The 12,438-nt window shown below is 49.1% G+C and carries 12 protein-coding genes and 2 pseudogenes; 9 read left to right on the top strand and 5 right to left on the bottom strand.

All coding sequences use genetic code 11. The features are described from left to right. Positions 1-437: 437 nt before the first annotated feature. A complete protein-coding gene (locus PQG83_RS12795) occupies positions 438-1,706 on the bottom strand; it encodes an amidohydrolase family protein (protein ID WP_312741659.1) in 1,269 nt (422 codons plus the stop codon). Between the two features lie 423 nt (positions 1,707-2,129). On the opposite strand from PQG83_RS12795, the pseudogene PQG83_RS21025 reads away from it, so the two are divergent. The 3 genes and pseudogenes from PQG83_RS21025 to fumC all read left to right on the top strand — a co-directional run. Continuing rightward, positions 2,130-2,291, top strand: a pseudogene (locus tag PQG83_RS21025) (DUF5996 family protein); the annotation flags it as partial. A gap of 281 nt (positions 2,292-2,572) precedes the next feature. Then, positions 2,573-3,127 carry a DUF421 domain-containing protein gene (locus PQG83_RS12785; RefSeq protein WP_312741657.1) on the top strand — a complete coding sequence of 185 codons (555 nt, stop codon included), beginning with the start codon at positions 2,573-2,575 and terminating at the stop codon, positions 3,125-3,127. 21 nt (positions 3,128-3,148) lie between these two features. After that, the gene (fumC, locus tag PQG83_RS12780; protein WP_312741655.1) at positions 3,149-4,552 is read left to right on the top strand and encodes a class II fumarate hydratase; all 1,404 of its coding nucleotides are present in this window, start codon (positions 3,149-3,151) and stop codon (positions 4,550-4,552) included. A 44-nt stretch (positions 4,553-4,596) separates the two neighbouring features. On the opposite strand, the gene PQG83_RS12775 is transcribed toward fumC, so the two are convergent. Further along, positions 4,597-4,956, bottom strand: a complete 360-nt coding sequence (locus PQG83_RS12775; protein ID WP_312741653.1) for a DsrE family protein — start codon at positions 4,954-4,956, stop codon at positions 4,597-4,599. Positions 4,957-5,232: 276 nt separating this feature from the next. Here PQG83_RS12775 and PQG83_RS21020 point away from each other — a divergent pair. Beyond that, positions 5,233-5,340: pseudogene (locus tag PQG83_RS21020) on the top strand (alcohol dehydrogenase); the annotation flags it as partial. A 370-nt stretch (positions 5,341-5,710) separates the two neighbouring features. Here the strand turns inward: PQG83_RS21020 and PQG83_RS12770 are convergent. Beyond that, positions 5,711-5,953 (bottom strand): sulfurtransferase TusA family protein, encoded by a 243-nt coding sequence (locus PQG83_RS12770; protein WP_312644386.1) that lies wholly within the window; start codon positions 5,951-5,953, stop codon positions 5,711-5,713. 24 nt (positions 5,954-5,977) lie between these two features. After that, positions 5,978-6,508, bottom strand: coding sequence for a DsrE/DsrF/DrsH-like family protein (locus tag PQG83_RS12765; RefSeq protein ID WP_312741651.1), 531 nt, complete (start codon positions 6,506-6,508; stop codon positions 5,978-5,980). Between the two features lie 262 nt (positions 6,509-6,770). Between PQG83_RS12765 and ftcD the strand changes: the two genes are divergently transcribed. The 3 genes from ftcD (at position 6,771) to PQG83_RS12750 (ending at position 9,215) form a co-directional block, all read left to right on the top strand. Further along, positions 6,771-7,688, top strand: a complete 918-nt coding sequence (ftcD, locus tag PQG83_RS12760) for a glutamate formimidoyltransferase (RefSeq protein ID WP_312741649.1) — start codon at positions 6,771-6,773, stop codon at positions 7,686-7,688. Between the two features lie 133 nt (positions 7,689-7,821). Continuing rightward, positions 7,822-8,250, top strand: a complete 429-nt coding sequence (locus PQG83_RS12755; protein ID WP_312741646.1) for a CBS domain-containing protein — start codon at positions 7,822-7,824, stop codon at positions 8,248-8,250. A gap of 134 nt (positions 8,251-8,384) precedes the next feature. Then, the gene (locus tag PQG83_RS12750; RefSeq protein WP_312741643.1) at positions 8,385-9,215 is read left to right on the top strand and encodes an ion transporter; all 831 of its coding nucleotides are present in this window, start codon (positions 8,385-8,387) and stop codon (positions 9,213-9,215) included. 313 nt (positions 9,216-9,528) lie between these two features. On the opposite strand, the gene PQG83_RS12745 is transcribed toward PQG83_RS12750, so the two are convergent. Beyond that, on the bottom strand, positions 9,529-9,915 hold the full coding sequence (locus PQG83_RS12745) for a hypothetical protein (protein ID WP_312741640.1): 387 nt from the start codon (positions 9,913-9,915) through the stop codon (positions 9,529-9,531). Between the two features lie 198 nt (positions 9,916-10,113). Here PQG83_RS12745 and PQG83_RS12740 point away from each other — a divergent pair, with 198 nt between their 5' ends. Continuing rightward, positions 10,114-11,076 carry a hypothetical protein gene (locus PQG83_RS12740; protein WP_312741638.1) on the top strand — a complete coding sequence of 321 codons (963 nt, stop codon included), beginning with the start codon at positions 10,114-10,116 and terminating at the stop codon, positions 11,074-11,076. Beyond that, a complete protein-coding gene (locus tag PQG83_RS12735; protein WP_312741636.1) occupies positions 11,076-12,176 on the top strand; it encodes a CARDB domain-containing protein in 1,101 nt (366 codons plus the stop codon). Before PQG83_RS12740 ends, PQG83_RS12735 begins: the two co-directional genes overlap by 1 nt. Positions 12,177-12,438: the final 262 nt, after the last annotated feature.

The raw sequence follows: 12,438 nt of genomic DNA, 5'->3' as shown, positions 1-12,438 counted from the left end.
GGCAGAGGGGGACAGGGGGGATCCGAGCGTTTGCCGTTTTTCTATTATATCGGGCGTCGTATGGCGAAAACTAAGACCAAATATTTTTTTGTTGAGAAGGGAGCACTGCGGTACCGTCTTTAGGGGAAGATTAGCACAATTTTCCGGAAAGGTCTTCCTCTCAGGAAGGCAAAGCTGCATTTCGAATGGAAGATTGCCGGTGTATCCATGAAGGTTCAGCTTTGCCCTGCAAACTCTGTCTTTTGGATTGAGAAATGTCCGGATTGGATGCGATAATTTCAATCAAAACCGGGCACGATGCCTGGGGGCCGTGAATTCCACAGCTCTTTTCCCGCTTGAGAAAACGGAAGTTGTCAGGTGAAGACAACCAACAAATCTCATTATCGGTTACACACCAGGTTGTGTTGATTAATCGTACAATGTCGTCGGTCCTGTTTCTATCCGGTGGGCAGGTCAGGGTGTTCGATAAAAATAGAGTGTGGGAATTTTTGGCCGGTTTTAGATTGGCGAAGAGTGCGTTTCAGGACGAAATCATACAACAAGGGGTTATAGTCATAGATCTCATTGAGCGCGTCTCGTTCTTCAGAGGTGATATGGCCGGAAGACACGAGGGACCGCGTCTGAATCACGATATTGATTGCGGGCAGGGGATAATCGCTTCCATTAATCAATCTGGAGTGAATGGAGGGCTTGGATAAGATCTTATCGAGGTTGTGATGCCGATTGTATTGCGTCAGGGCCGAAATATCAGCAAACACCAAACCTGCATAAGCGGGATTTTCAAGCATTTGTATGGCCAAATCAACATACGGTGTCCCGGGTGCACAGATGTCAGACTCCTCTTCTTCACATTCCCCCAAACTGGCGACATGAGCCATCACGACTTTCACTCCCATGTCCAAGGGTTTTATTAATAACAAGGGGTTTCCAAGCCGTTGATGTTCTTCCGCTTCCGTGGCAACCTCCACACCCGTATGGGAAATCAGTACCATGTCGTACTCTTTCATGATGCGGTAATACGGCACGAGTTGGTCCTGCATGGTCTCTGACGCCGGGTGCATACCCATGGCATTGGGCAGCCATTTCACAAACCGAACGCCTTGTTGTGCATAGTGACGAAGCGCGGTCGTGGCATCCTCCCGGTAGGGATGAATGGAGATGATAGGGAAAAAGATATCGGGATTCTTCCTGGCAAGGGTCATCACATATTCATTGGGCACATGAAACGTTGAGAGTTCTCGATTAGGTTGTCCCTGTTCGTCATGAAAAAAATCAAATGCCATAATGCCGAACTTTCCCCGTTCGGGCATGAACTGAATAAGGTTTTTTAAGCGCGCAAGGTATTGGGCGTCGGCCTCTTGTTCGTCGGTAACCACCGCGGCACTCTTATAGATTTCAAATTGAAAATAATGGATTAATCCGCTCCAAGGCGATTGCCATTCTTCGTTCACCCATGTGCCATTCAATGCCGTGTTCATGCCCAACATATGAACGTGATAGTCGCGAAGTGCGTCACTCTGTATGCCCTCGAACGCCTGTTCGACCAGCGAGCGTGCCCCGGCGCTAATCTCTTTTTCCAAATCCTTGGGTTTATGATCGAAGGCGCCCCCCAAAAGATCGCAAGATGCACAGAAGGCGCTCACAGCAATCAGCATTGCCCGGAGAAGATATGTCGGTGTCGTGCTCATATGCTTGTGTGGAATCATGTTGAGTGCATCTGGTTCGTGGTGACGGGTTCGATCTCACTGACAGACGATATTTGTATGTAATGAAACGTTTTAGGAATTACACACGTAATTACTTCAAACAAAGAATGCCCATTTTACGTTGGCTCCCTTTTAGAGAATAGGGGAGGGATGGATTTGCCTTGTGAATCTTTCGGAAGGCAGAATGGTAAATGTGCATTCCGTTCCAACCCTATCGTAAAAAATGTTTGGGCGAAATATTCTTCCCCGCTTTTTTTGGTATTTCTGAAGGCCTGGTTTTCAAATTATATACCTTGACTAATTGTCAGAATTAACCAAGAATCTTCTCAACTTTCTGCTTATGTATCAATTTCATTGATCAGGTATAAGGGGTGTAATGTGGAAGGAGGATTGATGTCTACTCCCCAGAAATCGGAAACATGACCGTCCCTATCTTTCGAGGAGTGGAAGGATACCTATGCAATCTTGCATATGTGGACGCAGATTGTCGGAATGGTTCGCCTGTCCCAGAGTCCCTGGATCAATCATTCCTGGCATGTCACGCTCTATGTGACCACGAGAGGGCTGACCACATCTCCCATTCCCGGACCATCCTATGCCGACAAATGTTCAGGAGGGTTGAGCCCTGACTTCACTCAATCCAACACTACTTTTATGACGTGGAATGTAATGCCTATGGGTTGCTTGTTGCGGGCGTCAGGCGGTATTCCGGCTCATGGAAATCATCGTAATAAGCGGGATGCTGGTAGCCGTTTTGATCATCCGAAAATAAACTATCGGTAGATGCATGATAAGAAGATACGCTGTGAAGTGCATGATGTCTATTGAATGCTGCTGACACGGAGAGGGAGTGCGGTGCACCGGACATGAATGTCGAACATATCTTTTTTGACAATTGGCAGGCCTTAGGCCGAACAGGGCTCATGAGCCTGTTGGCTTACCTATGCCTTCTTGCTCTTCTCCGATTGTTCGGCAAACGAACCTTGTCAAAAATGAATGCCTTCGATTTGGTCGTAACTGTTGCTCTCGGCTCGACACTGGCAACCATTTTGCTCAACAAGAATGTGACGTTGTCTCAAGGGGTTCTGGCATTGGTTCTCCTGATCGGAATGCAATTTCTGGTGACCTGGTCCAGTGTCCGCATTCGATGGATACGCAAGCTGGCTACAGGGGAGCCTACATTATTGTTATACCAGGGTACCCTGCTGTCTCAGGCATTGGTCAAAACACGGGTGACTGAAGATGAGGTGCGGGCTGCGGTTCGGAGCGCAGGAGTGGCGATGTTGAATGAGGTGCACGCTGTGGTGTTAGAGACTGACGGCTCCTTCAGCGTCGTCCGGAGCGGCACGGGTTCCGGAGAGTCCAGCCTCAAAGGCGTCAGTCGACCTTCGGGCATTCCACCCACAATCAACCTTGGCTAAACGATACTGATTAGGGGAGCCATGACAAATAACGCAAATGACGTTCGCATTGAAACCGACTCCTTTGGTTCGATTCCTGTGCCCGCTGACAAATATTGGGGTGCACAGACCCAACGTTCCTTGGAGAATTTTCAAATTGGCCAGGAGCGTTTGCCTCGCCCTCTGATCCGGGCGTTGGGTATCGTCAAGCGTTGCGCGGCCCTATCGAATGTCACCCTGAATACCATTGATGAAACAACCGGCAAGGCTATTGCTGATGCGGCACAGGAGGTTATCGACGGCAAGTTGGACGATCACTTTCCCCTCGTGATCTGGCAAACCGGTTCCGGCACGCAGTCCAATATGAACGCTAATGAGGTGATTGCCAATCTGGCTATCGAACGTCTGGGCGGGACGTTGGGATCAAAGACGCCCGTTCATCCGAATGATCACTGCAATCGCAGCCAGTCTTCCAATGATGTCTTTCCAACGGCGATGCATATTGCGACGGTTGAGCAACTGCACCATGTCCTGATTCCATCCTTGGCCCATCTCCACCAAGTCTTGTTGGATAAGTCGCAAGCCTGGGAAGGCATTATCAAAATCGGACGAACCCATTTGCAGGACGCCACTCCTCTCACGTTGGGTCAGGAATTTTCAGGATATGCCGCCCAGGTGCAATTGGGGATTGATCGGATTCAGGATAGTTTTAAACGACTGTATCCCCTGGCGCAAGGCGGTACGGCTGTAGGTACGGGATTGAATGCAAAGCCCGGGTTTGGTGTGAAGTTTGCTGAAGAAGTTGCAAGGTATACGCAGCTGCCCTTTCTTTCGGCTTCCAATAAGTTCGAAGCGTTGGCCGCGCATGATGCCATAGTGGAAATCTCCGGTGCGCTCAATGTTCTCGCTGTCAGTCTGAATAAAATTGCCAATGATATTCGCCTGTTAAGTTCCGGTCCGCGGTCCGGTCTTGGAGAACTCTCCCTGCCGGAAAATGAGCCGGGCTCTTCCATCATGCCGGGAAAGGTGAATCCCACTCAATGCGAAGCCATGACCATGGTCTGTGCGCAGGTTATCGGGAATCACACGACAATCACGATTTCCGGCGCACAGGGGCATCTTGAACTCAATGTGTTCAAACCCGTTATGGCGTACAACGTGCTTCAATCCATCCGTCTCATCGGGGATGCCGTCATGAGCCTGACCGATAAATGCATTGTGGGCATTGAGCCCAATACCGGCCGAATTTCCGAGCTGATGGAACAATCCCTGATGCTGGTCACGGCATTGGTTCCTCACATTGGTTACGATAAGGCTGCCAAAATTGCTCAAGGGGCCTTAAAAAATGGACGGACTCTGCGAGAAGAAGCTATCGCCAGCGGTTTTGTGACTGAAGAAGAATTCAATACCTTGATCCGTCCGGAACAGATGGTTCGGCCAGAGTAATCCCCACGTCACCGACAGCATTCTGGGTCCTTCCGGGAAGGAATTTAAAACGAAAGATTGCGATCTCTTTCGGCCACAGCTTTGACATAATCCTCCATGCCCTTCATGACCGCACCCACCTCGAGATCAGATTGGTTAATTTGTCGGGCGATCGCACAGGCTGAACAGACCCACAGAGGAATACCCTGGGACAGAATGGTGTTGGCTAACACCTTCAATGCCGGTAGCCCGACTCCCTGTACACCATCTACCATACCCTTTTTTGCTAAGACGACGGCCTCGGCCTGAAGCCACAACACGACCTCGTGCCCTTGTTTGTGAGCCTCCTGTGAGGCGATAAACGGAAGAGTGGCCATTGTTGGATCATCCGTTCCCTTACTTCCGGCAATGACAAAGCGTGCCATAGTTTTCTCCTTTTATCACCCTTTTTCTTTTATGCTTCTCCAACACCCCAAATTATTGCACAGGAAAGCCGGAGAAAGATAAAGACGAAAACACCTAACTTAATGGTATCAGTAATGAATGTGAGACTAACCTCTATATAACCCTTGTTTTAACCGGCACGTGCGAACAATGTTGGCTCACCATCGTTTTGGTTTACAGGAAGGTATGCCGGAAGTCCTATGGGTGTGTCGTCAGCAAGGGTTGAAGGTGAATAACAAAAGCTCAATGTGATGACAGGTATACAGCCAATGATAGAGGAGTATCCTCTTGACCGCGCGGCTGAGGCCTATGATCGCATGATGAGTGGTGAAGCTAGGTTCAGAGTAGTATTAAAGGTTAGTTGAAGAGCCCACTCACTGGTCACTCCTCCAATGCTTTGCCTAAAACGTGAATGTCCATAATAAAGAACCTGTGGGGCATGAAAAGAGCCAAGTTAATCAGTGTGTAAAGAACAAGTTCTTGTCAACGGTTCGACTTTCTATTCTGACCATGGCGTTACCCAAATGAGGCGTGTCGCCGTGGAGCCAGGTATATTTTCTCGCCTCAGGAAATGAGCGGGCAAGAGAAGGCGGGAGTCATCCCATAAAAAACGAGGATCTGAATAGGGTATTCGTTGTGGAAATTTCAGTGGATGGATTTTCCCCCAGCGTCTAACTACTCGGTAGTTGATGAAGTTTAAGACCCGGCAAAGAAATATTCTACAGGGGCAGAATCTCAGGCCTTTTTGACATAGGCTTTGTACACTTTTTTGTCCGCAGCACCTTCTTCTTCCATGCCCACCATGGCGTGTCCGGTTGTCTCGCACCACGCCGGCATATCTTTTTTAATCCCTTCGTCATCCGAAATTACTTCAAGGACTTGCCCTGAGGCGAGTTCTTTGATTTTTTTTGAGGTCAGAATGATGGGCATCGGGCAAAAATACCCCAATGTATCGAGTTTAACGTCGGCTGGTATCATGGTTCATCCTTATTGTAGTGGTCGTTAGATAAATAAGTTTACGGACCCGTGCCGGGCTTCCGCCAAATAGGTGCTGACTCCGGCGAGTTGGTCGATACCATCAATGAGCGTATCCTTTGAAATGCCCATGAGTCCCAGGGTCGTTGTGCAGGCAATCATCTTCACATCCAGGTCTTTGGCGGTTTCCATGAGTTCGGGTATGCCGGGCATGCGGTTATCTTTCATCACCTTTTTCATCATGGTGGTTCCGAGACCTCCAAAATGAAATCGTGAGAGGGGCAGGCGGCTGGCTCCCCCTTTGTTCAGCCATCCAAAGGCTCGACGAAGCCAATCCTTAGGGGAACTACTCACATTTTCCTTCCGGATGGCATTCAACCCCCAAAAGGTAAAAAACATCGTCACCTGCATGCCCATGGCTGCAGCGCCCGTGGCGATAATCAGGGCCGCCATGACGCGATCCATGTCTCCACTCAGGACGACAAGTGTCACTTTATCGGGTTTGGCTTCTTTGAGCTCGGCTAAGGCAGTTGCTGGTTCAACGTGGGTGGCGTTCATGATGTCACCTTCTTTCTCAGAAATATGATGGGTCGCCTTTTAAAGAGTCCTCGATATAGGCGGATTGTTACGGAGTATAGCAGTTCTTGGCCTTTGATCGAGTTGATTTTGCTTGGAGGCATTATCCAAGAATGAGGCTTACTGCTCATTCGACTATAATATGGTATTTTTTTCGGTGTCAACAAAAGCCTGTTCTGGATTGTGCCTGCATGAGGAATGGACGGCAGGCTTCTTAGCGGTGGGCAGATGAAAGGAAGGGATCATGGATCGGTTGGTAGAATGTGTGCCGAATGTAAGTGAGGGCCTGGACAAGGCCGTACTCGCTTTATTGACTGAGCGCATTCAGTCGGTACCCAATGTAGACTTACTCGATCTCCATATGGATCCCGATCATCATCGGTCGGTTTTTACTCTTGCAGGGGAGCCTGAGGCAATGGCCACGGCGCTTTTTCAGTTTATTCAAGAAGCACAGCATCGCATCGATCTCCGCAGACATCAGGGCCAGCATCCACGCATCGGGGCGGTTGATGTGGTGCCCTGGATTCCCTTACGAGGCGTGACGATGGAGGAGTGTGCGGAAAATGCCAAAGATTTGGGCAGGCGAGTCGGGCAAGAACTGGGCATTCCCGTCTTTCTCTATGAACAGGCGGCCTTAGTGCCTTTGCGGGCCCGGCTGGATATTATCCGGCGGGGAGGGCTTTCTGGGTTACAGAAACGGATGGATCAAGAGGCGGATTGGAAGCCTGATTTTGGCCCAAACGTATTGCATCCTACGGCTGGAGGGGTCGCAATCGGAGCCCGGTTCTTCCTGATTGCCTTTAATGTGGTCCTCAAAAGTCAGGATATTCAAGTGGCTCGTCGTATTGCCGACACGATCCGGTCTTCAGGTGGAGGTTTGCCTGCGCTTAAGGCCATGGGTGTGCCCCTGGCATCAAAAGGGCTTGTGCAGGTGTCCATGAATCTAATGAATTTTCGGGAAACATCCCTTCGAGCGGCATTTCAGGCTGTGGAACGGGAGTCACATCGGTTGGGTGTGAAAATTCAGGAAAGTGAAATTGTGGGCCTGATTCCGCAGGAGGCATGGGATGCGGATTTGGCTGCTGATCTTCAGTTAAAGAACTGGAATCCAGAAGGCGTGTTGGAAGTGGCGTGTGGGAAATACCATCTTTTCCCGTTGTAACTCATCAGGTACAATAACCGGGAAATGTGAAGATGAATACCCCGTCCTAGTGAATTGTGAGCAGGCGGACTGGAATTATTCGAAAGAGCAACAAAGTGGGCATGAACTTTTACTCAAAAAAGGAAAAAACCATATGAGCGATGATGTGGCAGCTTTGCGGGCCAGTAAATTTGGTCATTTAACGGTGGGCAGTCTCATGGAGAAAGAAGTGCAATCGGGCATGAAGGATTCGGAAGCCAAGTTACTGGCCTCTTATATGATGGAAGGATTTGGTTCTGTTCCCATCATTGACGAATCCTCGAAATTGGTGGGAATCGTTTCCGAATTTGATTTACTGAAGGCCTTGCGCAAAGGAAAAAACCTGGAAGAGGTGACGGCAGGTGATATTATGACCGCTAATCCGGTATCGGTCACGCAAGATACCAATGTGCTGACTCTGATGGATGTCCTGCAAAATAATCATCTGATTCGGGTGCCTGTTGTGGATTCGAAGGGGAAATTAATCGGGATCGTCGCGCGAAGAGATTTACTGCGGGGCTATTTGCAAACATCGGGGAGTTGAAGCTCCCCGAGAGTTGTGCTACGGCTTTCCTTCACTGGGTTTATCCCTCCCATTTTCCAACACTAATGAATCGGCGCACGTTCTCTCCCTGATTCCAGGGTGAGAATGCGCCATGAGCCTGTGAGTTGACAACGATGAAAGATCAAGCGAATCAGATTGTCCGCGCCCCATGGTTTGAGTACGGGATCATTGCCTTTATTCTCATTAACGGGGTCATTCTGGGCCTGGAAACCTCACCGGCATTGGTGGAACATTATGGTGTCCTCATGCATTGGGGCAATCACGTCATCCTTGGGATTTTTATTTTGGAAGCTCTCATCAAAATGATCGCTGTGGCACCTCAGATTGATCGGTATTTTCGTGATGGCTGGAACCTCTTTGATTTTTCCGTCATCGTGTTTTCTTTGATTCCGGCTACCGGCGAATTTGCCATGATTGCCCGGTTAGCCCGCTTGTTGCGGGTGGTTCGTCTCATCTCGACCATTCCTGAGCTCCGCCTTATCGTTTCAACCCTCGTCAGATCTATTCCCAGCATGATTCACGTCATGACTCTCATGGGCGTGATCTTTTATGTCTATGCCATCATGGGCTATCAGTTGTTTCATGAGCACGATCCGACGCATTGGCGATCATTGGGGATCTCGCTATTGACCCTATTCCGCGTCGTGACCCTGGAAGATTGGACTGATGTGATGTATACCGCCATGGATTTTCATTATCTGTCTTGGATGTGTTTTGTGAGTTTTGTGGTTTTAGGGACGTTTGTCGTGATTAATCTGTTTATTGCCGTGGTGATTAATAACCTGGATGAGGCCAAAGCCGAACGCCTGGCTGAACTTCAGGGGCCGGTCACACAAAAAGAGATACTCAATGATTTGAGAGAAACACAAATAGCCCTCAAGCGCCTGGAGGAGCGCTTGGAAAGAATGTCCGGAGAAAATGTCCTACCCCTATCGAAAGTGTAGAAAGGTTAATATACCCAGAACTGACCCAAACCTCTCCGTTCGCCAGACGTAATATCCTTGTAAATCTTCTACCGTCTTCCCAGCGAGAGAGAATCAGAAAATCAAAATGTACGCTGAGTGCCACCTGGATGCCATTGGTGACTTCCGTTAACATCTGACCTCCCGATCCGGTTTTGACCCGGTCCCCTCCATATAAGGGTTGGATGTCTTATTCCTTCAGTTGCTCCTGAATATCATCGGTTCGAAATACTGTGAAATCCACGGTGATATTTCCCAATCTCTTCTTCAGCGAACTACTCCCGGCATCATTCCCTCATGGAAAGCCAAAGTTGTACAACTGTTTCGATGCTGCTCCCCTCTCGCGTTGGTATTGATTCAAATCTTTTATAACCGTCAGTACAGTGTTCTCAGTGATCCAGAGCCGGATCATGCCCTTTTCGCCGCATCGTTTCTGGGCATCTGCCCGGTTGCCACCCTGGCCGTCCTGTTTTGATAGGTGCATGGAAATGAAAAAGAGAACGATTGCGATAGGGCGAGGGATCGTGTTTGGAAAATGGTGTGCGTATCTGAATCGATACCTTTCGTATCTCTGTTGTTGGCTTTTCCCGGCAAAGAGGAGTTGATCGAAAACTATTTTAATTGAAATATCTTCAAATTGCCAATGAATACGGTGATTTTTTTTCATAGTAGATTTTGGCATTGAGGTTGCTTTAGCAGGCTGCAGAAATATTTTTTCTCATTAACCAAGGAGGGTGCATGCTCAGAAAGCAGTCGCACAAAGTTCAGATGCCACGCAGAAAATGGACACACAATGTTTTTGGTGATCCGTAAATGAAAACTGCTTCGTCACGGTTCCGGCAATTTTGTATTCACGCAAAGGAAACAGAAAGGGCATTCTATGAAACTCAATGTATTGTTCAACGTAGCCGTAATGCTTGGCATGGTGGCCATTAATTCATCAGCATGGGGACATAGTCCTAATGATGCCGGCGAAGACGGTCTACAATCTAAAGTTCGAGAAGCGGGTTTGATTATGTATGGCCAGGTTGTTGATATCCGATATCGAAACTCAGAGCCCACGAAAGAGCAACCCCAGGGTCTTCCTCATACGTTTGTGACGTATCAGGTTCTGGAAGTTTTGAGAGGTGATGTCCCGGACAAAAAAGTCACGCTTCGAATTCCCGGTGGGGCTGATGGGCAGGGTGGTGTCTACATGGTGTCGACAGCCCCCGTGTTTGCCCGTGGACAAACCGATGTGTTGTTCGTCAAAGGAGGAGAAATCGATGATTGTCAGCTGGTGGAATGTGTCGAGGGAAGATTCCGTATACATGAAAATCAGGTGTTGAATGGTTGGGGCGTGCCGGTTGTGGAAGCCCACAAAACGTTACGCCTTGGTGGAAAACCACGGTTCGATCTCAATGTCATGGAAATACCCCGCCCTTCGTTTAAAGCCTTGTTGGAACGACCGGAGATGAAGGCCTATATCGATCGCATAAGCCGGGAGAGCCGACAGAGCTTGAAAGATTTGCAGGCACGTTATGAGCGTGAAGCTCCCAAGGTCACGACGGTCAATCTGGGTAATCAGATTCTGCCAATTCAAAGAGATGTCACCGAAGAATCAGAGGCTATTCCAATGGAAACCTACGGAGAACCGCTGACCCCCGACGTATTTTTTGACGCCATACGCGAGTGGAGTAAACAGGTGGGTGATCCTCGATCGCCAATCGTGATGGCTAATGCGAAAGAACGGTTTGAAGTGTCTGACCAAGAGGTCTTGGCTCTCGAGGCCAAGGATGAGGCAGGACTTAAAATAAGCGATGAAGAGCGTTATGACATTCATGCTAAGGAGGGACTTCGATAATGAATATGACAAAAATTTTCGTATCCATGATGTTCGTGGTGTTATGTAGTTCTCCCGCATTTTCAGCATCCTGGCTGGAATGTAATGGAGACAGTGGCAAGAAATTGCGTTGGGGAGGAAACTCCACGACAGCGCGGATCAATACCGGAAGTTTTCCAGCCGGGAGCGTCCTGCAGGCGGCCCAACGAGGTGTGAATATTACGAACACGAATCCCTCGCCGTTTTCAATTAACCATACGACCGAAACCGGTGGTGTGGGAAGTGGAAATGGACAAAATGAAATATGGGCCGCAAGTATTTCTCCACCGGGAGAGGCCCGCATGCGCTATCACTGCTACTGGTTATTCGGGTGGCATTATGGGCTGGATGAAGTGGATATTGTGTTGGATTCGACAGGGCGGTCCTGGACGACCTCCCAAAACAAAAGCGCGAATTTTACTTATACCGGCTCAAGCCGTCCCATCGATGCGGTCATTGTGCATGAGGCCGGACACTACCTTGGCCTGATGCATGTCAATTGGGAATACAATGTCATGGGTGATTCCTGGCGCCACCATCACACCAATGGGGGATCAGCTATCACGTATTTCGGAGAAGATGCTTCGCATGGGGCGCGGGTGCTGTATGGCTCGCAAAGCTCTTCCTTTAACGATGTGTCCGCTTCGCACTGGCGAAGAACCGGAGCCAGCGGTGAGTATTCAAGTCATGACCGGGTACGAGTTCGCAATAGTGCCAACACCGGGACGTTGACGGGTATTACGATTGCCGGGGAACCCGGGTTTCGGGTGAATCGAGGAAATGTGGTGCGGCCTGAATTTACGATCGAAAATAATGGGAAACAGACTCATGCCAACGTCACCTTCGGAATCTATGTCTCAACGAATGACTTTATTAGCTACAGCGATACCCGTATTGGTGGGGGATCCTTTGGCTCGATTCATCCTGCCGATGTGTTAACTACCACGATTCCGGTGATCATACCCAATTTTCTGAATGCGGGGCAAAATTACTGGCTGGGAATCATCGTTGATGAGGACAACGATATCAATGAGGTGAATGGTTCGAACAATCGGGCGTATATACCCATCCGGGTTCAGTGAAAAGAATGGATGTGCAAATGTAGGAATCCCGGGACAACACGGTTTGTGGTTTCTCATTCACTATAAGGCAATGGGCCTCGACCGGATCCCCGGGCATGTTCAATTTGGAGATCGACTTGGTAGCCGGGGCCGTCAGGATTCGAAGAATCTTGCACGGCCTCGGCTGTTTAAGATTGTTCACGTTGGCTTGTCCGAAGGGATCGGTGTTAGGCATGTGCCTGGAGAATCAGGCAGTCAAACGCAGGGTGATGAGAATTGAAGG

Origin of the sequence: Candidatus Nitrospira neomarina (assembly GCF_032051675.1) — a bacterium.
Taxonomy (GTDB): Bacteria; Nitrospirota; Nitrospiria; order Nitrospirales; family UBA8639; genus Nitrospira_E; species Nitrospira_E neomarina.
Note: the sequence above shows the minus strand (reverse complement) of the source record. Positions and strands in the feature narration are given on the sequence as shown.

Bases quoted from the DNA above. Each gene is read 5' to 3' on its own strand.
- PQG83_RS12795 (WP_312741659.1), bottom strand. From the start codon at position 1,706: ATGATTCCACACAAGCATATGAGCACGACACCGACATATCTTCTCCGG.
- PQG83_RS12785 (WP_312741657.1), top strand. From the start codon at position 2,573: ATGAATGTCGAACATATCTTTTTTGACAATTGGCAGGCCTTAGGCCGA.
- fumC (WP_312741655.1), top strand. From the start codon at position 3,149: ATGACAAATAACGCAAATGACGTTCGCATTGAAACCGACTCCTTTGGT.
- PQG83_RS12775 (WP_312741653.1), bottom strand. From the start codon at position 4,956: ATGGCACGCTTTGTCATTGCCGGAAGTAAGGGAACGGATGATCCAACA.
- PQG83_RS12770 (WP_312644386.1), bottom strand. From the start codon at position 5,953: ATGATACCAGCCGACGTTAAACTCGATACATTGGGGTATTTTTGCCCG.
- PQG83_RS12765 (WP_312741651.1), bottom strand. From the start codon at position 6,508: ATGAACGCCACCCACGTTGAACCAGCAACTGCCTTAGCCGAGCTCAAA.
- ftcD (WP_312741649.1), top strand. From the start codon at position 6,771: ATGGATCGGTTGGTAGAATGTGTGCCGAATGTAAGTGAGGGCCTGGAC.
- PQG83_RS12755 (WP_312741646.1), top strand. From the start codon at position 7,822: ATGAGCGATGATGTGGCAGCTTTGCGGGCCAGTAAATTTGGTCATTTA.
- PQG83_RS12750 (WP_312741643.1), top strand. From the start codon at position 8,385: ATGAAAGATCAAGCGAATCAGATTGTCCGCGCCCCATGGTTTGAGTAC.
- PQG83_RS12745 (WP_312741640.1), bottom strand. From the start codon at position 9,915: ATGCCAAAATCTACTATGAAAAAAAATCACCGTATTCATTGGCAATTT.
- PQG83_RS12740 (WP_312741638.1), top strand. From the start codon at position 10,114: ATGAAACTCAATGTATTGTTCAACGTAGCCGTAATGCTTGGCATGGTG.
- PQG83_RS12735 (WP_312741636.1), top strand. From the start codon at position 11,076: ATGAATATGACAAAAATTTTCGTATCCATGATGTTCGTGGTGTTATGT.